The 20,399-nt window shown below is 64.5% G+C and carries 17 protein-coding genes; 6 read left to right on the top strand and 11 right to left on the bottom strand.

Annotation, left to right across the window (positions count from 1 at the left end):
• Positions 1 to 48: 48 nt before the first annotated feature.
• The 4 genes from E1N52_RS18570 to E1N52_RS44120 form a co-directional block, all read right to left on the bottom strand.
• Positions 49 to 1,650 (bottom strand): FAD-binding oxidoreductase, encoded by a 1,602-nt coding sequence (locus E1N52_RS18570; protein ID WP_133184214.1) that lies wholly within the window; start codon positions 1,648 to 1,650, stop codon positions 49 to 51.
• A 25-nt stretch (positions 1,651 to 1,675) separates the two neighbouring features.
• Positions 1,676 to 2,500 carry an anti-sigma factor family protein gene (locus tag E1N52_RS18565; RefSeq protein ID WP_246089131.1) on the bottom strand — a complete coding sequence of 275 codons (825 nt, stop codon included), beginning with the start codon at positions 2,498 to 2,500 and terminating at the stop codon, positions 1,676 to 1,678.
• A 71-nt stretch (positions 2,501 to 2,571) separates the two neighbouring features.
• Positions 2,572 to 3,135, bottom strand: a complete 564-nt coding sequence (locus tag E1N52_RS18560; protein WP_425468085.1) for a sigma-70 family RNA polymerase sigma factor — start codon at positions 3,133 to 3,135, stop codon at positions 2,572 to 2,574.
• 12 nt (positions 3,136 to 3,147) lie between these two features.
• Positions 3,148 to 3,294, bottom strand: coding sequence for a hypothetical protein (locus tag E1N52_RS44120; RefSeq protein WP_165979414.1), 147 nt, complete (start codon positions 3,292 to 3,294; stop codon positions 3,148 to 3,150).
• A gap of 551 nt (positions 3,295 to 3,845) precedes the next feature.
• Between E1N52_RS44120 and hfq the strand changes: the two genes are divergently transcribed.
• Together hfq and E1N52_RS18550 are read left to right on the top strand one after the other, a co-directional pair.
• Positions 3,846 to 4,346 (top strand): RNA chaperone Hfq, encoded by a 501-nt coding sequence (gene hfq, locus E1N52_RS18555; protein WP_133184212.1) that lies wholly within the window; start codon positions 3,846 to 3,848, stop codon positions 4,344 to 4,346.
• A gap of 225 nt (positions 4,347 to 4,571) precedes the next feature.
• Positions 4,572 to 4,760 (top strand): hypothetical protein, encoded by a 189-nt coding sequence (locus E1N52_RS18550; protein WP_133184211.1) that lies wholly within the window; start codon positions 4,572 to 4,574, stop codon positions 4,758 to 4,760.
• A 163-nt stretch (positions 4,761 to 4,923) separates the two neighbouring features.
• Here E1N52_RS18550 and E1N52_RS18545 read toward each other — a convergent pair whose 3' ends face one another.
• Complete coding sequence (locus E1N52_RS18545) at positions 4,924 to 5,670, bottom strand: DUF2968 domain-containing protein (RefSeq protein ID WP_133184210.1); 747 nt, start codon at positions 5,668 to 5,670, stop codon at positions 4,924 to 4,926.
• Positions 5,671 to 5,990: 320 nt separating this feature from the next.
• Between E1N52_RS18545 and E1N52_RS18540 the strand changes: the two genes are divergently transcribed.
• Positions 5,991 to 6,455: a DUF2147 domain-containing protein gene (locus E1N52_RS18540; protein WP_133184209.1), complete on the top strand. Its 465-nt coding sequence runs from the start codon at positions 5,991 to 5,993 to the stop codon at positions 6,453 to 6,455.
• 117 nt (positions 6,456 to 6,572) lie between these two features.
• Here the strand turns inward: E1N52_RS18540 and E1N52_RS18535 are convergent, their stop codons facing one another.
• The 6 genes from E1N52_RS18535 to typA all read right to left on the bottom strand — a co-directional run bounded on the left by E1N52_RS18535 (position 6,573) and on the right by typA (position 16,388).
• Entirely contained in the window at positions 6,573 to 7,028 is a 456-nt protein-coding gene (locus E1N52_RS18535) for a transposase (RefSeq protein WP_165979413.1), read from the bottom strand.
• 168 nt (positions 7,029 to 7,196) lie between these two features.
• Positions 7,197 to 8,294 (bottom strand): cell division protein ZapE, encoded by a 1,098-nt coding sequence (gene zapE / locus E1N52_RS18530; protein WP_133184207.1) that lies wholly within the window; start codon positions 8,292 to 8,294, stop codon positions 7,197 to 7,199.
• Between the two features lie 116 nt (positions 8,295 to 8,410).
• Positions 8,411 to 9,841, bottom strand: a complete 1,431-nt coding sequence (gene lpdA, locus E1N52_RS18525) for a dihydrolipoyl dehydrogenase (protein WP_133184206.1) — start codon at positions 9,839 to 9,841, stop codon at positions 8,411 to 8,413.
• Positions 9,842 to 9,986: 145 nt separating this feature from the next.
• Positions 9,987 to 11,258: a 2-oxoglutarate dehydrogenase complex dihydrolipoyllysine-residue succinyltransferase gene (odhB, locus tag E1N52_RS18520; protein WP_133184205.1), complete on the bottom strand. Its 1,272-nt coding sequence runs from the start codon at positions 11,256 to 11,258 to the stop codon at positions 9,987 to 9,989.
• A gap of 105 nt (positions 11,259 to 11,363) precedes the next feature.
• A complete protein-coding gene (locus tag E1N52_RS18515) occupies positions 11,364 to 14,228 on the bottom strand; it encodes a 2-oxoglutarate dehydrogenase E1 component (protein ID WP_133184204.1) in 2,865 nt (954 codons plus the stop codon).
• A 339-nt stretch (positions 14,229 to 14,567) separates the two neighbouring features.
• On the bottom strand, positions 14,568 to 16,388 hold the full coding sequence (gene typA, locus E1N52_RS18510; RefSeq protein WP_133184203.1) for a translational GTPase TypA: 1,821 nt from the start codon (positions 16,386 to 16,388) through the stop codon (positions 14,568 to 14,570).
• A 407-nt stretch (positions 16,389 to 16,795) separates the two neighbouring features.
• Here typA and E1N52_RS18505 point away from each other — a divergent pair, with 407 nt between their 5' ends.
• The 3 genes from E1N52_RS18505 (at position 16,796) to E1N52_RS18495 (ending at position 20,348) form a co-directional block, all read left to right on the top strand.
• The gene (locus E1N52_RS18505) at positions 16,796 to 17,299 is read left to right on the top strand and encodes a MarR family winged helix-turn-helix transcriptional regulator (protein ID WP_133184202.1); all 504 of its coding nucleotides are present in this window, start codon (positions 16,796 to 16,798) and stop codon (positions 17,297 to 17,299) included.
• 89 nt (positions 17,300 to 17,388) lie between these two features.
• Positions 17,389 to 18,990 carry an efflux transporter outer membrane subunit gene (locus E1N52_RS18500; RefSeq protein ID WP_133184201.1) on the top strand — a complete coding sequence of 534 codons (1,602 nt, stop codon included), beginning with the start codon at positions 17,389 to 17,391 and terminating at the stop codon, positions 18,988 to 18,990.
• Positions 18,991 to 19,067: 77 nt separating this feature from the next.
• Positions 19,068 to 20,348, top strand: coding sequence for an EmrA/EmrK family multidrug efflux transporter periplasmic adaptor subunit (locus E1N52_RS18495; protein ID WP_133184200.1), 1,281 nt, complete (start codon positions 19,068 to 19,070; stop codon positions 20,346 to 20,348).
• Positions 20,349 to 20,399: the final 51 nt, after the last annotated feature.

Genomic DNA, 20,399 nt, shown 5'->3' with positions numbered 1-20,399 from the left:
CTTTGCTGCGATCGCTACGCCGCCTTAAGTCAATCGATCACGAATCGATCATGTATAGCCGCGCTCCGAACGCCACGCCTCGGGCCAGATGCCCTGCTTGCCCGGAGAGAGCACGCCCTGCGGATCGAGTGCGTCTTTCACGGTTTGCGCGAGACGCAACAGCGCGCCGTCGTTGAACGCGTATTGCGCCGCCGCGTAATCCATGTAGAGCAGATGCGAGCGGTAGACGCCGTAGCCGGCCGCGCCCGCATCGCTCATCAGCGCGCGTAGCAAGTCCCCCGCGCGCGCTGCATCGTCGCGGCGCTCACGCGCGAAAATCGCCGCGAATACGTGATGCAGATAGCGCCCCGCCGCGGTGAAACCGCCGTAGTAATCGAAACCGTACTCGGCCGCGCGCGCCTTGACGAGCGCGTACTGGCGCAGCGCGTCGCGGCCGTCGGCGGGACAAAGCGGCGAGAAGTCCACATGCGCGCCGTCGCCGCCGCGCCAGTCGAGCATGCGAAACGCGCTCATCGCCGGAATGCCGGCGAGATTGCGGTCAGCGCCGCCCTGCGGTTCGTCGCCTTCGGCATAGCGTCGCGCCGAGAAGCGCACACCCGGCACACCGGCAAACGCACGCTCGACGATTTGCCGCTCCAAGTCGATCACCTCTGGCGCGCCGTAGAGCGCGTAGTGCAAATTCCAGCGGCCCACGCCCAGATCGCGCTGCATCGCGGCGACGGCGGCCTCGGGCATTGCGCCCTCGCCTTCGTACCAGCGAGCGCGCGGCGCGAGGCTCGCGGCGCGGCGGATCGCACCTTCGATCGCCGCGTGCTGGCGTATCGTGCCGCCGAGCTGCAGCGCTCGAAGCGTATCGACGAGCACGCCGAGGTCGTCCTCGCGCGCGAACTGGATCTCGCCGATCACGAACGCCTGCGGCGCGGGCATGAGCCAAAGTCCCATCTTCGTGACGACGCCGTAGTTCGACTGTGTAAAGAGCGCATCGAACGAAGGCCCGTAGCCTGGCCGGTAGAGTTGCCACGCCGTGCCGTTTTCGATCGCGCCCATGCCGGTGCGCAGCACGTCGCCGTTCGCGAGCACGACCTCCATGCCGCACTGCGACGCGGCATGATCGCCGTAGGCGGTCGTACCGAAGCCGCGCTCGAGCGTATTACCGACCACGCTGCCCCAGCCCGCCGCGGGTGGATCGACCCAGAGGCGCAGATGCTGCTCGCGCAGATGCGCGTGCAAATCGAAGTAGCTCACGCCTGGCTCGACGCGCGCCCATGCGAGGCGCTCGTCCACCTCGAGGATGCGGTTCAGGCGCTGCAGGTCGAGCACGACCGAGCCTGCCAGACGCGGCGCGGCGCCGCCGTAGGCGAAATTGCGTCCCGTCGAAACGGTCCAGAGCGGCACGCGCGTTTCGTTCGCGACGCGCAGGATCGCGCGGATCTCTTCGACACTCGCCGGGAGGATCGCCGCCGAAGGCGCGAAAGCATGCGCATCCGCAAGCGGCACGAACGGATCGAAATACGGATCGAGCGATGCGCCGCCACGGCAGACGTTCGGCGCGCCCACGATGCCTTCGAACGCGGCGAGCGCACGCGCGAAACGGGCCTCGTCGATGCCGGGAGGCAAGGTGGGCCTGGCAGGGCGTGCGGCGTCGCTCATGGGTACGCTCTGCTGGCGTCGCGCATCACCACTGCCCAGGCTTGCCGCCCAGCGCGCCGCATACGTCGAGCGCGATCTCGCGCAGTTTCGGTTCGGTCTGCGGACCGGAGAGCGCGTAGCCCGTGCGCTCAGTGCTCCAGTAGAACGTGCGGCGGTTGCCGTCGCGCAAGAGGCGCACGGGGTCCCTATCCCTGGCCGAACTGCCCACGTAGAGCGTGAGGCGCTCGCCCGCATCGTTCTCATACATGAATTGCGCGGCCGGCCCCGTGTTGCCGGGCAAGAGACGCCCGCCCACGAGCGTATAGCCGTACTCGGCAAGCGACGGCACGGAGAGCGGCTTGCCCAGCCGCTTGGAGAGCCACGCGACGAGATGCGCCTCGTCGGCCGCGCCCACTTCCACAGGATGCCGCTGTTCCGGCGAATACACCGCGTAGGCGATGTCGGCACGGCGCGCGAACGCTTCGGGCGTTTCACCGCGCCCGGCCGCCGGCGCCGAACCGACCGTCAGTTCTGGGGCGAGGCGTGGCGCGAGCCGCGGCACGAGCGCCGTAGCTGCCACCGCGAGCCCTGCACCCACGGCCACCCACGCCGCCGCGATGCCCGCACGCCACCACCACGGCGCGCCCGGACGCAGGACGAGCACGGCGGGCGCGGCGCCTGCTGCTTCGACGGCGCCCGGTGCTGCCCCCTCGCCCGGCACGCGCGCGCCTTCGCACAACGCCCGTAGCGCGGCCTTCTGCGCGCGATACGCCGCGACGCGCGCCGCCGCGCGCGGATCGTCCGCGAGGTGCGCCTCCAGCGCCTCGCATTCGCCCGCAGGCAATTCGCCGTCGACGAAAGCGCCCAGCATCGCAAGATCCTCCTCATGGGAAGCAGGCGGCGCGTCTTCGCCTTCGCGTTCGTGGCCGAGATCGTTGTCGTTCATCGTATCGTCCCTACCACCCTGAGCGGCGCAGTGCGTTGCGCTGGATCGCGCCCCGGATCCTGCACCGGCCCCGTGTCGAGCAACGCTCGCAGATGCTCGCGCGCCCGCGAGAGGCGCGACATCACCGTGCCAGCCGGCACTCCGAGCACCGCCGACGCCTCGCTGTAGCTCAACTCCTCCACGCACACGAGCAGCAGCACCTCGCGCTGCGCCGCTGGCAACGCATAGAGCGCGCGCTGCAGATCGCGCAACACGAGCCCATCCACGTCGCCCTGCGGCGCTTCGAGCGTGCGCCACGGCGCGGCTTCGTCGTCGACCGCGATCTCGCGCCGGCCCCGCAACTGATCGATGTAGAGATGGCGCAGGATCGTGAGCAGCCACGCACGCAGATTGCTCTGCGGACGAAACGAAGCCCAGCGCGAGAGCGCACGCTCCGCGGCGTCCTGCACGAGATCGTCAGCCCAGGCGGCATCGCCGGTCAAGGCGCGCGCATAGCGGCGCATAGGCCCGAGCTGCGCCACGACCTGCGCTTCGAACTCCGGCGACGGATGACGCAACACGCCGCACGCCGCTTAGTAGCCGCCGCCCGACGAACCGCCCGAACTGGTCGACGAAGCCCCGCCTGTATTCATGTCGCTGCAAGCCGTGAGGCCTGCACCCGCAACGCCGGCCAACGCCACACAAACGAGACACGCGAGAACTTTGCGAAACCGCTCCATGATCACCTCCATTGAGGTTCGTCACCGATATCGCGTAAAACGTTGTAACCGGGGCGCTTATTCCGCGCAGGCGGCGATTTCGCCTTTCGTACGCCGCCGCACGGAACGAAGGCCGCGGGCGCCGCGAGAATCGTCGCAAGCGGATCGAAATACATCGTGTAAGCCGGCGATTCGGCTCGGTGCAGGCCTTACGCGGCCTCGAATCGGTCGAGCATGGCCCGCCGTCATGGACTACGCTATGTGTGAGCGCATGCGCGTCGAAAGGTCACGGGTCTGAGCACTCGCAGGCGTATCGTCAGCAGGCCGTTTTCCGAATACCGCTGTCGCTGCCCGTCACAACCTGTCCTCCGGACGCGCCCGCCTCCCGGCAGCCGACGACAAGGGACGCAGCGATGCATTTTTCGTCAATCTGCGGTTGCGGCCGCGAGCCGGTATAGTTCTGCAGTAAGCTTACTTCCCCGCACGCGCGCTTCGCCGACACAAGGTAGAATCGCGGCGAGCAAACGTTTCCAACTGATTGCGGCATTGCGCCGCCTGGTCAAATCTAGTCCATGCCTTCCGCAGAATCGCACCCGCAAAACGACTTCATGAACGCCGCGCGTAAGGAAAGAAAGCGCGTCGAAATCTATCTGGTCAACGGCATTCGCCTGACCGGATGCATCGAGTCGTTCGATCAGTACCTGGTGATGCTGCGCACGCCCGTCGGCCTGCAAGGCATCTACAAGCGCGCCATTTCGACCATCCAGCTCGACACCGGCACGCGTCCGGGTCCGCGCCCGGGCGGTGCTCGCAGCTCGCACGGCGAGCATACGAGCCGTGGCCCGCACGGCAGTCACGGCGGTCATGGCCCGCGTGAGCAACGAGAACCGCGTGAACCGCGTGAGCCGCGCGAGAGCTGGTCGGCGCCGTCCGGCGCGCCCTCGGGCGCATCGAGCGCCCCCGGCAACGACCGTGGCGCCCAGGACGGCCCAGTCGTCGTGACGCGTCGCCGTCGCCTCTACGGCGCGGTGAACAACGGCGGCAACGGCGGCGACGGCTCGGGCAACAGCTAAGCCGCTGTTGGCTGGCACACTCGCTGCACGGTAAGCCAGTCACGCCGATCTTAAGCAATTAGTACGGGCGCGCCTTGGCGCGCCCGCTCGTTTGCGCGCGCGTTTTTACAGTCGCGTTGAGTTTCGTTCCACGGTCTTCCGAGGCGGTCAGTCAGCCGTGGCTCGCAGTCATGATTCTGGCTTTGCGTTATTCTGAGCGTGATGCATATCGCCACGGAGACCGCCATGAGCGCATCCAAGCCGAAAGCCCCGCAACCCTCGCAGGAAGATCCGCTCGACGAAGCGCTCGACGAAACCTTCCCCGCGAGCGACCCGATCGCCGTGCCCCCCTCGCCCACCGGCTCTCAACCGAAGCACCATTCCGCAGATGAAACCCACAAGGGCCGCGACACGCATCGCCACGGCAAGCACTGAGCGCGGAACGATCGCGCCATGAAGAAAGGCGGAGCGTCCATGACGTTCCGCCTTTTGCGTGCCGCTTCTGCGTGTTCTGCAAAACCCGTTGCACAACCCGTGGCAAAACGGGTCGCACGGCCAGACGCCGGGTGAACGTTCTGGCCACACGGCGTGCCGGCGATTAGCGGATCGGCAGACCGCCTTCGACTTGTTGCTGCAGTTCGCGCACCTGACGCTGAACCGTGCGCAGTTGCGCCTGGGCAGCCGTCTTCTGCGCCTGCAATGCGTTCGCCTGATCGCGGCCCTGCTTCTGCTGGTCCGCAACGAGCGCCTGCTGCTCACGTGCGACGGCCAGGTCCGCCTGGAGCCGGTTCGCATGGTCCTGCGTGAGCGCGATCATGCGATCCGTGAACGCCTTCTGCGCTTCGAGGCGCGTGCGGCGGATTTCCACTTCGGCGAGCTGTCCCGACTTCATTGCGAAGTCGCGATAGATGGCCTCGGCACGCGTCTCGTCACTCGTCTTGATCACGCGCCAGAACGTCTTGTTCTGGAACAGCGTGACGTAGTACGTCATTTCCTTGCCGTAGAACAGCAGGCTCGCGCCATACGAGCCGTTGTAGGTTGTGCGCAGCTCGGCGAGATCCGAGCCTCGCAGCATCTGCTGCAGCTCGGCGACGTTGCCTGCGGCGTTCTGCTTCGCTTCATCCGGCGTGAGTACGCTCGGCTGGCTCGCTGCCAAAGGCAACGCAGGGGTTGCGGCCTGCTCGTCCTGCACTGCGGGTGCGGCGGTGGTCTGTGCTACGGGCGCCGCTGCTGCATTCGCTGCTGCTGAATTGTCAGGCGGCGTCTGTGCGCAGCCCGTACCGATTCCCCCGATTAATACCAGCGCCGCCAAGGCGGTGCGACGAACTCTCCACTTGTAGTCCATGTAGTACCTGCTTTGAACAGTTCTAATTTTTACAAATCGGCACAATTATTACTCACTTTCACGTGTTGCGGGCCCCTCGTAGAAAATTTGCCGATTACGTATCTTTTCCCACAACACTTGGCAAAAAATTCCTCGCAATTGCGCGGTGTCCTTGCATCGCCAGCCGTTTTGGTTCAGCGCGGCGAGGAGGCCCGATCAAACTAGAGTTCCTTCTCTCAAACGCGCGCGGTGCTTTCCAGTATCCTGCCCTGACCTTGCGGCGTGCCAGGCGCGACGCACGGTCAGCATCGACACGACAAACAACATCAGTGGAGGAACACATGAACCGAGTCATGGGACGCGCGGCGCGCCATGTCGCGCTTGCGAGTGCACTGCTGTGCGGCGCCCTCGCGGCGCACGCTCAAACCGAAACGCCAGTCGGCGTCTGGCAAACCATCGACGACCACACCGGCCAGCCGAAGGCGCTCGTGCAGATCAGCGCCGATGCGAACGGCGACCTGAGCGGTAAGGTCATCAAGGGACTCGGCGCGAATGACCAGCCCGACCGGCGCTGCTCGGCCTGCACCGACTCACGCAAGGACCAGCCGATCCTCGGCATGACGATCATCGACAGCATGAAGAAAACCGGCGACGGTTATGACGGCGGCCACATTCTCGACCCCGAGAACGGCAAGGTGTACCGCTGCAAGATGCATACGGAAGACGGCGGCCAGAAACTCGTCGTGCGCGGCTATATGGGCATTTCGCTGCTGGGCCGCTCGCAGACGTGGGTGCGTCAGCAGTAAGTGGACGTGTGAGCGGATCGACCTGAGGACCGGTGCGCAAACCGGCAAGGGAGCCTGAGAGACGACACCGGCCGACGCGGACGCATGAGCCGCTTCGGCCGGACTTCGCAAGCGCGATTACGCCGTGTGACGATACACGGAGCGATAGTTGAAAGGCTGCGACGGCGCGGATGCGGGCGCCACCGGTACGAACGGCGAATTGCGCCCCGTGTTGCGCGCCGTTTCCTGCCTGCGCGCCGCTTTTTCTGCACGACTTACGTGCCTGCGCATGCGCGATTCGATGGAGTCGCACAACCGCACGCCCGCTTCGCCGAACAACTCGCCCATCACGCGCTTGAGCGCGCCGTTGTAGTGCCAGGTCTTGAAGCGCCGATGGCACGTTTGATACGAAGGGTAGCGGCGCGGCATGGCCGACCAGTTCGCTCCGCTATACATGACCCACAGCACGCCGTTGAGCACCGAGCGCGTATTGGCGAGCGGCCGGCCGCGCAACTCGGTGCGCGGGCGCAGTTCGGGCAGGAGCAGCATCACGCGCTGCCATTCTTCGTCGGTAATATCGCGATGCGGGGTCATGGAGGGTCCTTTGTCAGAAGCTGTACTGACAAACGATATCCACTCGCCCCCGCCGCCCATATCAGACGAGTCCGAATCCTGAAAAAGGCGTCGTCGCGCTATTTTGAGACTGGGTTGACGCCCCGCTTGGCGCCCCAGGCCCGCACTCGCGATGCGAGCGCCATATGATCAAGTCAGAGCCGTATCGACGATGCGGCGCGGCGTTTCGAGATATTCCTTCGACTGCATCTCGACGATACGCGACACCGTGCGCGTGAACTCGTTGGCCATCGGGCCTTCCACATAGAGTTCTTCGGGCGGCACCGCGGCCGACATCAGCAGCTTGACCTTGTGGTCGTAGAACACGTCGATGAGCCAGGTGAAGCGGCGTGCTTCGGACTGCATACGAGGCGTCATCTGCGGCACGCCGGAGAGGATCACGGCGTGAAAGCGGCTCGCCAGCTCCAGATAGTCGTTCTGCGAGCGCGGACCGCCGCACAGCGTCGCGAAATCGAACCACACCACGCCGTCGGCCTTGCGCAGTGCCTTCAGTTCGCGCTTTTCGATGCGCAGCAGCGGGCTTTCGTCGGGAACGGCGGCAAGCTCCGCGAACGAGTGGCGCAACGCCTTGTCGGCGGCTGCGCCAAGCGGCGTGTGGTAGACCTCGACCTGCGCAAGCGTGCGCTGGCGATAGTCGACACCCGCATCGACGTTGAGCACGTCGAGTTTGCTCTTGATCAGCTCGATCGCAGGCAGCATGCGGTCGCGATGCAGACCGTCGGGATAGAGCAGATCGGGATCGTAGTTGGACGTCATCACGAACTGCACGCCGTTCTCGAAGAGACGGTCGAGCAGACGGTAGAGGATCATCGCGTCGGCGATGTCCGAGACGTGGAATTCGTCGAAGCAGATCAAGCGATAACGCTTCGCAATGCGGCGCGCGAGTTCGTCGAGCGGATCCGCCGTGCCCTTGAGCTCTTCGAGCTCGCGGTGCACCTCGCGCATGAATTCGTGAAAGTGCAGACGCGTCTTGCGCTGCAGCGGTACGACAGCATAGAAGCTGTCCATCAGGAAGCTCTTGCCGCGCCCGACACCACCCCACATGTACACGCCGCGCGGCAGGTCGGGGTGAATGAGAAACTTCTTGAGCGCGTTCGAGCGCCGCGACTTGTACGCGACCCACTCGTCGTAGCACCGCTGCAGCCGGTCGATCGCGGCGCGTTGCGCCGTATCGGGCTTGTAACCCCGCTTCTGCAGTTCGTTTTCGTAGTATTCGGTGACGTTCATTTTCTGGGCCGCAAATGAGGAAAGGCGGGAGAGCAAAAGCCCACCCGCCTCCGTACGTGATGCTGGGTACTGCGGGGCTGAGCGGCCAAAAAAGTCGGCCGCTCGGCCCTTGGCGCTTACATGTTGAGCGCGCGCTTGTCAGTGGCGAGTGCAGCTTCGCGCATGACTTCAGACAGCGACGGGTGCGGATGGCAGATGCGGCCGATATCTTCGGCGGCGGCCTTGAATTCCATCGCCACCACGGCTTCCGCGATCAGGTCCGATGCGTTGGCCGAGATGATGTGCACGCCGAGCAGTTCGTCGGTCTTGGCGTCGGCGATCATCTTCACAAAGCCGTCGGCCTTGTTGATGCCGAGCGCGCGGCCGTTCGCCATGAACGGGAACTGGCCCGTCTTGATGTCGCGGCCTTCTGCCTTGAGCTGCTGCTCCGTCTTGCCGACCCATGCGATTTCCGGCTCGGTGTAGATAACCCACGGAATGCAGTTGTAGTCGATGTGCGGCTTCTGGCCGTCAATGATTTCGGCCACCAGCACGCCTTCGTCTTCGGCCTTGTGCGCGAGCATCGGGCCACGCACCACGTCGCCGATCGCGTACACGTTCGGCACCGACGTTGCGCAGTGGTCGTTCACGTCGATGAAGCCGCGTTCGTTGGCCTTCAGGCCGATCGCTTCGAGACCGAGGTTGTCGGTGTTCGGCACACGGCCAACCGACACGATCAGGCGGTCGGCTTCGAGCTTCTGCGCGTTGCCATCCTTGTCCGTGTAGTTGATCGTGACGCTCTTGTCGGTCGTCGTCACTTCGCCGACCTTCACGCCAACGTGAATGTCGAGACCCTGCTTCTTGAAGAGCTTCGCTGCTTCCTTCGCGAGCGCCTGGTCAGTCGCGCCGAGGAATTCCGGCAGCGCTTCGAGGATCGTGACGTCGGCACCGAGACGGCGCCACACCGAGCCGAGCTCCAGACCGATCACGCCTGCGCCGATCACAGCGAGCTTCTTCGGCACGCTGTCGAACGTGAGCGCGCCTTCGTTGTCGGAGATGATCTTGTTGTCGACCGGAATGCCCGGCAGATGGCGTGCCTTCGAGCCCGTCGCGATGATCACGTTCTTCGCCGTGACGACTTCGGTTTCGCCCTCGCCGCTCACTTCGATCTGCACGCCGGCTTCGTTCTTGCCGGTGAACTTGCCGTGGCCCTTGAGCCACGTGATCTTGTTCTTGCGGAACAGGAACTCGATACCCTTCGTCATCTTCTCGACGATGCCTTCCTTGCGGGCGATCATCTTCGCGACGTCGATCTTCACGTCGCCCACGCTGATGCCGTGGTCGACGAGGTGATGCTGGGCGTTTTCGAACTCTTCCGACGAGGCGAGCAGCGCCTTCGACGGAATGCAGCCGACGTTCAGGCAGGTGCCGCCGAGCTTCAGCGCACCGGCCGGGTTCTTCCACTTTTCGATACACGCAACCGACTTGCCGAGCTGCGCGGCGCGGATCGCCGCGATATAGCCGCCGGGGCCGGCGCCGATCACGACGACGTCAAATTCTTTGGACATGACTATCCTTTGGATGGCGAGCCAGCGCGGCCGCGTTTCGCGGCGCGCGTGGCTTCAGTACTGCGGAAATGCGAGAGACTTGCTACGTATATCGCGACGGCGGCACCGGGTTTCAAGCCGCACGCAGCCGTCGCGCGTCATGCAATTACAGGTCGAGCAGCAGACGAGCCGGATCTTCCAGCGCATCCTTCATCGCGACCAGCGACAGGACGGCTTCGCGGCCGTCGATGATGCGGTGGTCGTACGACATCGCGAGGTAGTTCATCGGGCGGATCACGATCTGGCCGTTCTCCACCACAGCGCGCTCCTTCGTGGCGTGCACGCCGAGGATCGCCGACTGCGGCGGGTTGATGATCGGGGTCGAGAGCATCGAGCCGAACACACCGCCGTTCGAGATCGAGAACGTACCACCCGTCATTTCTTCGATCGAAAGCTTGCCGTCCTTGGCCTTCTGGCCGAATTCGGCGATCTTCTTCTCGATGTCGGCGAGGCTCATCTGGTCTGCGTTACGCAGGATGGGCACCACCAGACCGCGCGGCGAGCCGACAGCGATACCGATGTCGAAGTAGCCGTGGTAGACGATGTCGTTGCCGTCGATCGACGCGTTGACGAGCGGGAACTTCTTGAGGGCGTGAACCGCGGCCTTCACGAAGAACGACATGAAGCCGAGCTTCACGCCGTGTTCCTTCTCGAACTTGTCCTTGTACTTGTTGCGCAGATCCATGACCGGCGCCATGTTCACTTCGTTGAACGTCGTGAGGATGGCGTTGGTTTGCTGCGACTCGAGCAGACGCTCGGCGATACGCGCACGCAGACGCGACATCGGCACGCGCTGTTCCGGACGGTCGTTGAGCCAGTTCGCAGCCGATGCCGGTGCGCTGACTTGCGGCAGCGACGGCTTGGCGGCAGCCGTCTTCGCGGCCGGTGCGGCAGCCGGAGCGGCCTTCGGTGCGCCGGCGCCGAGCACGTCCTGCTTCGTGATGCGGCCGTCGCGGCCCGTGCCGGCGACGTCGCCGCCTGCGAGACCCTTCTCTGCCATCAGCTTCGTAGCTGCGGGCGAGGCAATCGTGCTGCTTGCCGTCGTTGCGGCGGCGGCAGCAGCCGGTGCAGCTGCGGGAGCAGCGGCAGCAGCCGGAGCGGCAGCGGCTGCGGGAGCCGCAACGGCGCCAGCCTTGGCTTCCGTGTCGATCTTTGCGATCACTTGTTCGCTCGTGACGGTTGCGCCGTCGCCCACGATGATCTCGGCCAGCACGCCGGCAGCCGGCGCGGGCACTTCGAGCACGACCTTATCGGTTTCGATCTCGATGACAACTTCGTCCTGGGCGATAGCTTCGCCCGGCTTCTTCTTCCACTGCAGCATCGTGCCTTCCGACACCGACTCCGAAAACTGCGGGACTTTGACTTCTACGATAGCCATGTGATTTTCCTGAATACGTATCTGGGTACGAACCGGGTCGCGCACGTGAGCGCGGGAAAGCGCGCGTAGTTCAGCGCGCCTTCCCGGTTCGATTTGCTCTAGTGCTTACTTCGCGACCTGCGCGCCCTTCAGGCGGCCGAATGCACCTTCGATCAGCGCCTTCTGCTGCTCGTAGTGCTTCGCGTAGTAGCCAACAGCCGGCGATGCGGAAGCAGGACGGCCGCTGTACGCGAGCTTCATGCCTTCCTTCATGCCTTCCTTCAGGTGGTGCTCGATGTAGAACCACGGGCCTTGATTCTGCGGCTCGTCCTGCACCCAGACCACTTCGGTCGCGTTGTCGTACTTCTTGAGCTCAGCTTCGAATTGCTTGTGAGCAAACGGATAGAGCTGTTCGATACGGATGATCGCGACGTCGTTCGCCTTCGCTTCGCGGCGATGCGCGACGAGGTCGAAGTACACGCGGCCCGAGCAGGCGACCACGCGCTTGACCTTCTTCGCGTCGATGGCTTCGTCCACTTCGCCGATAACCGGCTGGAACGTGCCCTTCGCGAGTTCGGACAGATCCGACACGGCTTCCTTGTGACGCAGCAGCGACTTCGGCGTGAAGATGATGAGCGGCTTGCGGAACAGGCGGATCATCTGACGGCGCAGCACGTGGAAGATCTGAGCCGGCGTGGTCGGCTGAACGACCTGCATGTTGTGCTCGGCGCACAGCTGCAGGAAGCGCTCGATACGCGCCGACGAGTGCTCCGGACCCTGGCCTTCGTAGCCGTGCGGCAGCAGCATCGTGAGACCCGAAACGCGGCCCCACTTCACTTCGCCCGACGAGATGAACTGGTCGATCACGACCTGCGCACCGTTGACGAAGTCGCCGAACTGGCCTTCCCACGCGACGAGCGTGTTCGGCTCGGCGGTCGAGTAGCCGTATTCGAAGCCCAGCACTGCCTCTTCCGAGAGCACCGAGTCGATCACCGTGAACTGCGCCTGGTTCTCGCCGATGTTCTGCAGCGGCACGTACGTGCCGTCGTCCCAACGCTCGCGGTTCTGGTCGTGCAGAACGGCGTGGCGGTGCGTGAACGTGCCGCGGCCCGAGTCCTGGCCCGTCAGGCGAACTGCGTAGCCCGAAGCGACCAGCGACGCGAACGCGAGGTGCTCACCCATACCCCAGTCGAGCTTCGCTTCGCCCTTGCCCATCGCGCGGCGGTCGTTGATGACGCGCTCGACCAGCGGGTGAACCTTGAAGTTCTCGGGGACCGTGGTGATGCGCTCAGCCAGACGCTTGAGTTCGGCGAGCGGCACGGCCGTGTCGGCAGCGTCGGTCCACTTGCGGTTCAGGAACGGCACCCAGTCCACCGCGTACTTGCTCTTGTAGTTCGAGAGCACGGGGTCGACCGTGTGGTGGCCTTCGTCCATCGCGGCGCGGTAGGCCTTGACGTAGTTGTCTGCGTCTTCGGCCGTGATCACGCCTTGCTGCACGAGCTTCTCGGCGTACAGCGCACGGGTGCCCGGGTGCTTCGCGATCGTCTTGTACATCAGCGGCTGCGTGACCGCCGGGGTGTCCTGCTCGTTGTGGCCGAGCTTACGGAAGCAGATGATGTCGACCACGACATCCTTGTGGAACTGCGTGCGGAAATCGACCGCGAGCTGGATCGCCAGCACGACCGCTTCCGGGTCGTCGCCGTTCACGTGCAGCACCGGCGCTTCGATCATCTTGACCACGTCGGTACAGTAGAGCGTCGAACGCGCGTCGCGCGGGTCCGAGGTCGTGAAGCCGATCTGGTTGTTGATGACGATGTGCAGCGTGCCGTGCGTGCCGTAGCCGCGCGTTTGCGCGAGGTTCAGCGTTTCCATCACGACGCCCTGGCCTGCGAAGGCCGCGTCGCCGTGGATCTGCACCGGCAGCACCTGCAGGCCGTCTGCATCGCCGCGGCGATCCATACGGGCCTTCGCCGAACCCTCGACCACCGGGTTGACGATTTCGAGGTGCGATGGGTTGAACGCGAGCGAGAGGTGGACCGGACCGCCTTCCGTTGCGACGTCCGACGAGAAGCCCTTGTGGTACTTCACGTCGCCTGCCGGCAGGTCGTCGACGTGCTTGCCTTCGAATTCGGCGAAGAGGTCAGCCGGCATCTTGCCGAGCGTATTGACCAGCACGTTCAGACGGCCGCGGTGAGCCATGCCGATGACGATTTCCTGCACGCCCTTCGCGCCCGCGTGACGAACGACTTCGTCCATCGCGGCGATGAAGGACTCGCCGCCTTCGAGCGAGAAGCGCTTCTGGCCGACGTACTTGGTGTGCAGGAAGCGCTCGAGGCCTTCGGAGGCCGTCAGGCGCTGCAGGATGTGCTTCTTCTTGTCGTTCGAGAAGTTGGGCGTCGAGCGGATCGACTCGAGACGCTCCTTCCACCAGCGCTTCTGTTCAGGATCGCTGATGTACATGTACTCGGCGCCGATCGTACCGCAGTACGTATCGCGCAGTGCCTTGACGATCTCGCGCAGCGTCGCGCGCTCGAAACCGAAGTACAGGTTCGTGGCGCTGAACGTCTGGTCCATGTCGGCTTCGGTGAAGTCGTAGAACGCAGGCTCGAGTTCGGGGATGTTCGGACGTTCGCGTCGCTTGAGCGGATCGAGGTTGGCCCATTGCGAGCCGAGGAATCGATAAGCGCCAATCAGGGACTGAACGTAGACTTGCTTGCGTGCCGTGGCGAGATCTTCGCCGCCGCCGCGCGGAACAAATGCATTGGCCTTCGCGCGTTGAGCGAAGGATTCGACGATCGGCCCGTGGGCGATGTCGTTGTCTGCCGTGCCACTCGACGACGGCACGTTTTGCAGTGCGTCGAAGTATTCACGCCAGGTGTCCGGAACGGACGCAGGGTTATCAAGATATGCTTCGTATAGCTCTTCGACATACGGAGCATTGCCGCCGAACAAATAGGAGTTCAGCTGGAACTGCTTCATCGTTTCCGACATTTACGCTCACCTTTCTTCGAGTTTCTCGAGAAATAGCGGGTTACTCAACCTTCCGCGCCACGGCCTGACCGTTTAGCGGATTGCGAATCAAGTCTGCTTGGAAGGACCTAAATCATGCATCCGCGGAGTATAGCGCATATGCGCATCTCGCCACAGGATGCAATGCGACCGAACACCACGCGGGAACCCTTTTTCCATGGGCCCTTGCGGCATTCGCAACGCTCTCTTCCTGCACCGCAATGCAATCCCCGCCAGACGCAAAAAAGCCGCCCGTAAAGCGGCGGCTTTTCTGTATTTCTGTTTGCATTGCAGTGCGGAAAAAAAGCGATAAGACTGCTTTTACTCGGCTTCGCGGCTTGCGCGGCGACGCTCGTGTTCCTTCAGATGACGCTTGCGCAGACGGATCGACTGCGGCGTGACTTCCACGAGTTCGTCGTCGTCGATGAATTCGACTGCGTATTCGAGCGACATCTGGATCGGCGGCACGAGGCGCACGGCTTCGTCGGTGCCCGAGGCGCGCACGTTGGTGAGCTGCTTGCCCTTGATCGGGTTCACGACGAGGTCGTTGTCGCGGCTGTGAATGCCGATGATCATGCCTTCGTACAGCGCGTCGCCCGGCTTCACGAACATGCGGCCGCGGTCCTGCAGCTTCCACAGTGCGTAGGCGACAGCGGCGCCGTCGTCCTGCGAGATCAGCACGCCGTTGCGGCGCTCGCCGAGTGTGCCTTCCTTGATCGGGCCATAGGCGTCGAACACGTGGCTCATGAGACCCGTGCCGCGCGTGAGCGTCATGAACTCGCCCTGGAAGCCGATCAGGCCACGGGCGGGAATGCGGTACTCAAGACGCGTGCGGCCGCGGCCGTCCGAAGCCATGTCGAGCATTTCGCCCTTGCGGCGGCCCAGTTCTTCCATCACGCCGCCCTGGTGGCCGTCTTCGACGTCCACGGTCAGCATTTCGTACGGCTCCTGCTTCACGCCGTCGACTTCGTGCAGCACCACGCGCGGACGCGACACGGCCAGCTCGTAGCCCTCGCGGCGCATGTTTTCGATCAGGATCGTGAGGTGCAGTTCGCCACGGCCCGACACTTCGAACGTGGTTTCGTCGCCGGTGTCCTTCACGCGCAGCGCCACGTTGTGGTTCAGTTCCTTCGTGAGACGGTCGCGGATCTGGCGGCTCGTCACGAACTTGCCTTCGCGGCCTGCGAGCGGCGACGAGTTCACGAGGAAGTTCATCGTCAGAGTGGGCTCGTCCACCGTGATCATCGGCAGCGCTTCGGGCGTGTCGACCGCGCAGATCGTCGCGCCGATGCCGATGTCTTCAATACCGTTGATCAGCACGATGTCGCCGGCTTCAGCCGATTCGACCTGCACGCGCTCGAGGCCGCTGAACGACAGCACCTGGTTGATCTTGCGGTTCATCACGTCGCCTTCCGGACCGAAGCGCAGCGCCACCGGTTGACCCGGCTTGATGCGGCCGCGCTTGATACGGCCCACGCCGATACGGCCGACGTAGGTCGAGTAGTCGAGCGACGTGATCTGCAGCTGGAGCGGACCTTCCGGATCGGCGTCACGCACCGGCACGTGTTCGAGGATCGCCTCGAACAGGGGACGCATGTCGCCTTCGCGCGCGTCGGCGGAGAGCGACGCGTAGCCGTTCAGGCCCGAGGCGTACACCACCGGGAAGTCGAGCTGCTCTTCGGTCGCGCCGAGCTTGTCGAACAGATCGAAGGTCTGGTTGATCACCCAGTCGATACGGGCGCCCGGACGGTCGATCTTGTTGACGACGACGATCGGCTTCAGGCCGAGCGCGAGCGCCTTCTTCGTGACGAAGCGCGTTTGCGGCATCGGGCCTTCCACGGCGTCGACGAGCAGCAGCACCGAGTCGACCATCGAGAGCACGCGCTCCACTTCGCCGCCGAAGTCGGCGTGGCCCGGGGTGTCGACGATGTTGATGTGGGTGCCTTCGTACTCGACCGCGCAGTTCTTCGCGAGAATCGTGATCCCGCGCTCTTTTTCGATGTCGTTCGAGTCCATGACGCGTTCGGCGACTTGCTGGTTGTCGCGGAAGGTGCCGGACTGGCGCAGCAGTTGGTCGACGAGCGTGGTCTTGCCGTGGTCGACGTGGGCAATGATGGCAATGTTGCGAAGAGCGCGGGACATAGGAACCTGGGTACAGTTGAGTGCGCCGCGCATGCCCTGCTGGCAGGCCCGGCGAGGGCACGCGGCAGCCGCTTCGATCCGCCCCTGACTACTGCCGGCGGGTCAATTCAGCATCGCTGCGATGACGCACTTTGGGAACCTGAAATTATAGCATGCGCGGATGAATTGATCTTGCGCATATAAGGGAGCACCCTGGATCGGGTGGCAGGCGTCGTAACCGCGCAACGCGGGCAAGGTGCGATAGCCGTCACGGCGCGCCGTTCACGCCGCATTCTCCCATGCCTGCGGGGCCGGATTAAGCCCCTACTCTGCAAAGGTTTCTCGGCAAAGGCAGAATAAACCTTGCCGCGTCAACTAACCGCCCCTATAATCCCTGCCTGGTCAACCATTGCAGTCGCAGCAGAATCATGACGGATCCGACTCCCACGCCCCCGCCCGAAGTCCGCGACTACGACCTCGGAGAGAGCGTCGGCTACCTGATCTCGCGGGTGAAATCGACGATGTCGAACATGGTCACCCAGCGCGCCGTTGCCGAACTCGGCGTGACGAGCCAGCAGGCCAGCATCCTCTTCATGGTGGCGACCGGCAAATGCACGCTCGCGGCCGAACTCGCGCGCGAGTACGGCATCGACGCAAGCGCCGTCACACGTCTCGTCGACCGGCTCGAGAAGCGCGGGCTCCTGAAACGCGTGCGCAGCTCCGAAGACCGCCGTGCCGTACGCCTCGCGCTCACGCCCGAGGGCCTTGCCATCGCGGCGCGCATGCCGGCGATTTTCCGCAGCGTCACGGAGCATCTTTCCGCCGGATTCACGCCTGAGGAAGTCGGCTTTCTGAAGAGCATGTTGCGGCGGATTCTTTCGAATAGCTGCGAAGCTAGCCAGAGTTCGAACCCGAATCCGCCCGAGAATTGATGACGGGGCAAGCAAATTTGAAATCGCCGAACAAGAAAATAGCTGCATCGTCCAGTATCACCACACACTCTCACGCATCGAGACGAGCAATGAAATCCCAAACCGAGTTTGCGCCAGTTCCGGCCGTGCGGGCATTGTCCTGCCGGGCGGCGGTCGCCGCCGCGGTCGCGGCGCTCGCCCTTTCGGGTTGCGCGAACTACATCGGCATCAAGAGCGACAAGACCATCGATCAGCCGCAGCAGTTCGAAAGCTCGCAGAGCATTCCGTCGCAAGGCGGCCAGTGGCCCACGCTCGACTGGGCGAACCAGTTCGGCGATCCGCAGCTGCCCAAGCTGATCGATGAGGCGCTCGAAGGCAGCCCGACCATCGCTCAGGCGCAGGCGCGCCTCGCGAAGGCCTCGTCGTATATCGAAACCTCGCGCTCGGCGCTCTTCCCGAAGGCCAACCTGAGCTATTCGTGGACCCGCGAACTGTACTCGGCCAACGCCCTGTTCCCGCCCCCGTACGGCGGCACCTGGTATAGCGAGAACAACGTACTCGCGAGCGCCTCGTGGGATCTGGACCTCTGGGGCAAGAACCGTCAGCGCCTCGCACAAGCCGTGTCCTCGCAGCGTGCCGCCGAGGCGGACATGCAGCAGGCGCGCATCACGCTCGCCTCTTCGGTTGCGCGCACGTATAACCAGCTCGCCCAGCTTTACGAGCTGCGCGACATCGCCGTGCACGAGATCGACAACCGCAAGACGATCGGCACGATCACGAACGGCCGCGTGGTGGCGGGCCTCGACACCAACGTCGAGAAACAGACCGCGAACGGCAACATCGCGACGAGCCAGGCGAACCTCTCGCAGATCGACGGCCAGATCGAATCCGTGCGCTATCAGCTCGGCGCGCTGCTCGGCAAGGGCCCCGACCGCGGCCTGCAGATCGCGAAACCGGTGCTCAACCCCGTCGCCAATGTCGCCCTGCCCGACAATCTGCCCGCCGACCTGCTCGCGCGCCGCCCCGACATCGTCGCCGCGCGCTGGCAGGTGGAAGCCGCGATGCACGACGTGAAGGAAGCCAAGGCCGAGTTCTATCCCGACGTGAACCTCGCGGCCGGCTTCGGCTTCGACGCGTTCGGCTGGGGCAAATTCCTGAACTTCACGAGCCGCCAGGCGAACATCGGCCCAGCCGTGCATTTGCCGCTCTTCGACGCGGGCGCGCTGCGCGCGCAACTGAAGGGCCGCTACGCCGACTTCGAGCTCGATGTGGCGAACTACAACCAGACGCTGATCGGCGCGTTCCAGGACGTGGCGACCAACGTGTCGACGATCCGCTCGGCCGACCGGCAACTGGTGGATGCCGATCGCGCGCTCGACGCATCGACGAAGGCCTGGCAGCTCGCCGTGATCCGCTACAAGGCGGGGCTCTCCGAGCAGCTCCAGGTGCTCACCGCCGACCAGAACCGCCTCGCCGCGGAGCAGACGGTGTCGAACCTGAAGGCGCAGCGCCGCGACCAGCAGATGGCGCTCATCAAGTCGCTTGGCGGCGGCTTCGAAGCGCAAGGCGCGGGGCTCACGCCGCCCGCCGAAGTCGGCAGCGAAGCGCGCGGCCAGAGCGACGTGAACGGCGCACCGTGGCGCGGTACGCGCTCGCCGCAGAACGCGGCAGCGGCGGCGAACGCGGCCAACGCAGCGCCCGTGTCGAACTGAGTGTCGAACCGAGCGCCGAGCAGCACACGAACATCAAAAACTGAACGAACAGCACGCAAGCATCCGGAGATCCTTCCATGAGCACCCCCCAGCAGCCGGCAGCCAATCCGCAGCCGAACGCGAACAGCGGCAAGCGCAAGCGCATGATGACGCTGCTTGTCCTCGTGATCGTGATTGCAGCCGTTGCCTACGGCCTCTACTACTTCCTCGTCGCGCGCTTCACCGAAAGCACGGACGACGCCTACGTGAACGGCAACGTCGTGCAGATCACGCCGCAGGTCACCGGCACGGTGATCGCACTGAAGGCGGACGACACGCAAACCGTGAACGTCGGTGACCCGCTCGTGCTGCTCGACCCGGCCGACGCGCGCGTCACGCTCGAGCAAACTGAAGCGCAACTCGCACAGACGGTGCGCCAGGTGCGCGGCCTCTTCGCCGACGACAGCCAGTACGAAGCGCAAGTCGCGCAGCGCCAGTCCGACCTCTCGCGCGCGCAAGACGACCTGCGCCGCCGCATGCAGGTCGCGCAGACGGGCGCGGTCTCGCAGGAAGAGATCTCGCACGCCCGCGACGCCGTGCGCAGTGCCGAAGCCGCGCTTGAAGCCGCACAGCAGCAGCTCGCCGCGAACCGCGCGCTGACCGCGAACACGACCATCGCCAATCACCCGAACGTGGAAGCCGCCGCGGCCAAGGTGCGCGACGCCTATCTCGCGAATGCGCGCAACACGCTGCCCGCGCCGGTTACCGGCTACGTGGCCAAGCGCTCGGTGCAGGTGGGCCAGCGCGTCTCGCCGGGCAATCCGCTCATGTCGGTGGTGCCGCTGAACTCGCTGTGGGTCGACGCCAACTTCAAGGAAGTGCAGCTCAAGCACATGCGTATCGGCCAGCCGGTCGAAATGACGGCCGACGTGTATGGCTCGTCGGTCGTCTATCACGGCAAGGTGGTGGGCTTCTCGGCGGGCACGGGTTCGGCCTTCTCGCTGCTGCCCGCGCAGAACGCGACGGGTAACTGGATCAAGGTGGTGCAGCGCCTGCCGGTGCGTATCTCGCTCGATCCGGAAGACCTGTTGAAACACCCGCTGCGTATCGGCCTCTCGATGCAGGTGGACGTGAACATCCGCAACGATTCGGGCACGCAGCTCGGCAATGCGCAGAACACTGTCTACGAGACCGATGTGTTCGCCAAGTACGGCGCGGAAGCCGACGCGGAAATCGCGCGCATCATCGCCGAAAACGCCGGTCCGAACGCGCACAAGGCGGCTAGCGCCGGCAACAACGCCAGCAGCGCGACCGGCAACGCAGCCGCGAAGGCGCAGGTCTCGTCCGCTCACGCGGCAAAGCCGGGCGCAAAAGGCTGATTGAAGCCCTGATAAAAGCACTCGCAAACGCCGGCGCGGGCTGATCCTCAG

Origin of the sequence: Paraburkholderia guartelaensis (assembly GCF_004353905.1) — a bacterium.
Classification (GTDB): Bacteria; Pseudomonadota; Gammaproteobacteria; order Burkholderiales; family Burkholderiaceae; genus Paraburkholderia; species Paraburkholderia guartelaensis.
This window is presented reverse-complemented; position numbering and strand designations above follow the sequence as displayed.

Excerpts from the sequence above, each read along its gene's own strand:
- lpdA (WP_133184206.1), bottom strand. The coding sequence starts at position 9,841 with ATGTCCAAAGAATTTGACGTCGTCGTGATCGGCGCCGGCCCCGGCGGC.
- E1N52_RS18535 (WP_165979413.1), bottom strand. The coding sequence starts at position 7,028 with ATGACCCCGCATCGCGATATTACCGACGAAGAATGGCAGCGCGTGATG.
- E1N52_RS44120 (WP_165979414.1), bottom strand. The coding sequence starts at position 3,294 with ATGGAGCGGTTTCGCAAAGTTCTCGCGTGTCTCGTTTGTGTGGCGTTG.
- E1N52_RS18570 (WP_133184214.1), bottom strand. The coding sequence starts at position 1,650 with ATGAGCGACGCCGCACGCCCTGCCAGGCCCACCTTGCCTCCCGGCATC.
- odhB (WP_133184205.1), bottom strand. The coding sequence starts at position 11,258 with ATGGCTATCGTAGAAGTCAAAGTCCCGCAGTTTTCGGAGTCGGTGTCG.
- E1N52_RS18500 (WP_133184201.1), top strand. The coding sequence starts at position 17,389 with ATGAAATCCCAAACCGAGTTTGCGCCAGTTCCGGCCGTGCGGGCATTG.
- E1N52_RS18565 (WP_246089131.1), bottom strand. The coding sequence starts at position 2,500 with ATGCTGGGCGCTTTCGTCGACGGCGAATTGCCTGCGGGCGAATGCGAG.
- E1N52_RS18550 (WP_133184211.1), top strand. The coding sequence starts at position 4,572 with ATGAGCGCATCCAAGCCGAAAGCCCCGCAACCCTCGCAGGAAGATCCG.
- E1N52_RS18505 (WP_133184202.1), top strand. The coding sequence starts at position 16,796 with ATGACGGATCCGACTCCCACGCCCCCGCCCGAAGTCCGCGACTACGAC.
- E1N52_RS18515 (WP_133184204.1), bottom strand. The coding sequence starts at position 14,228 with ATGTCGGAAACGATGAAGCAGTTCCAGCTGAACTCCTATTTGTTCGGC.
- E1N52_RS18540 (WP_133184209.1), top strand. The coding sequence starts at position 5,991 with ATGAACCGAGTCATGGGACGCGCGGCGCGCCATGTCGCGCTTGCGAGT.
- E1N52_RS18545 (WP_133184210.1), bottom strand. The coding sequence starts at position 5,670 with ATGGACTACAAGTGGAGAGTTCGTCGCACCGCCTTGGCGGCGCTGGTA.
- typA (WP_133184203.1), bottom strand. The coding sequence starts at position 16,388 with ATGTCCCGCGCTCTTCGCAACATTGCCATCATTGCCCACGTCGACCAC.
- E1N52_RS18495 (WP_133184200.1), top strand. The coding sequence starts at position 19,068 with ATGAGCACCCCCCAGCAGCCGGCAGCCAATCCGCAGCCGAACGCGAAC.
- hfq (WP_133184212.1), top strand. The coding sequence starts at position 3,846 with ATGCCTTCCGCAGAATCGCACCCGCAAAACGACTTCATGAACGCCGCG.
- zapE (WP_133184207.1), bottom strand. The coding sequence starts at position 8,294 with ATGAACGTCACCGAATACTACGAAAACGAACTGCAGAAGCGGGGTTAC.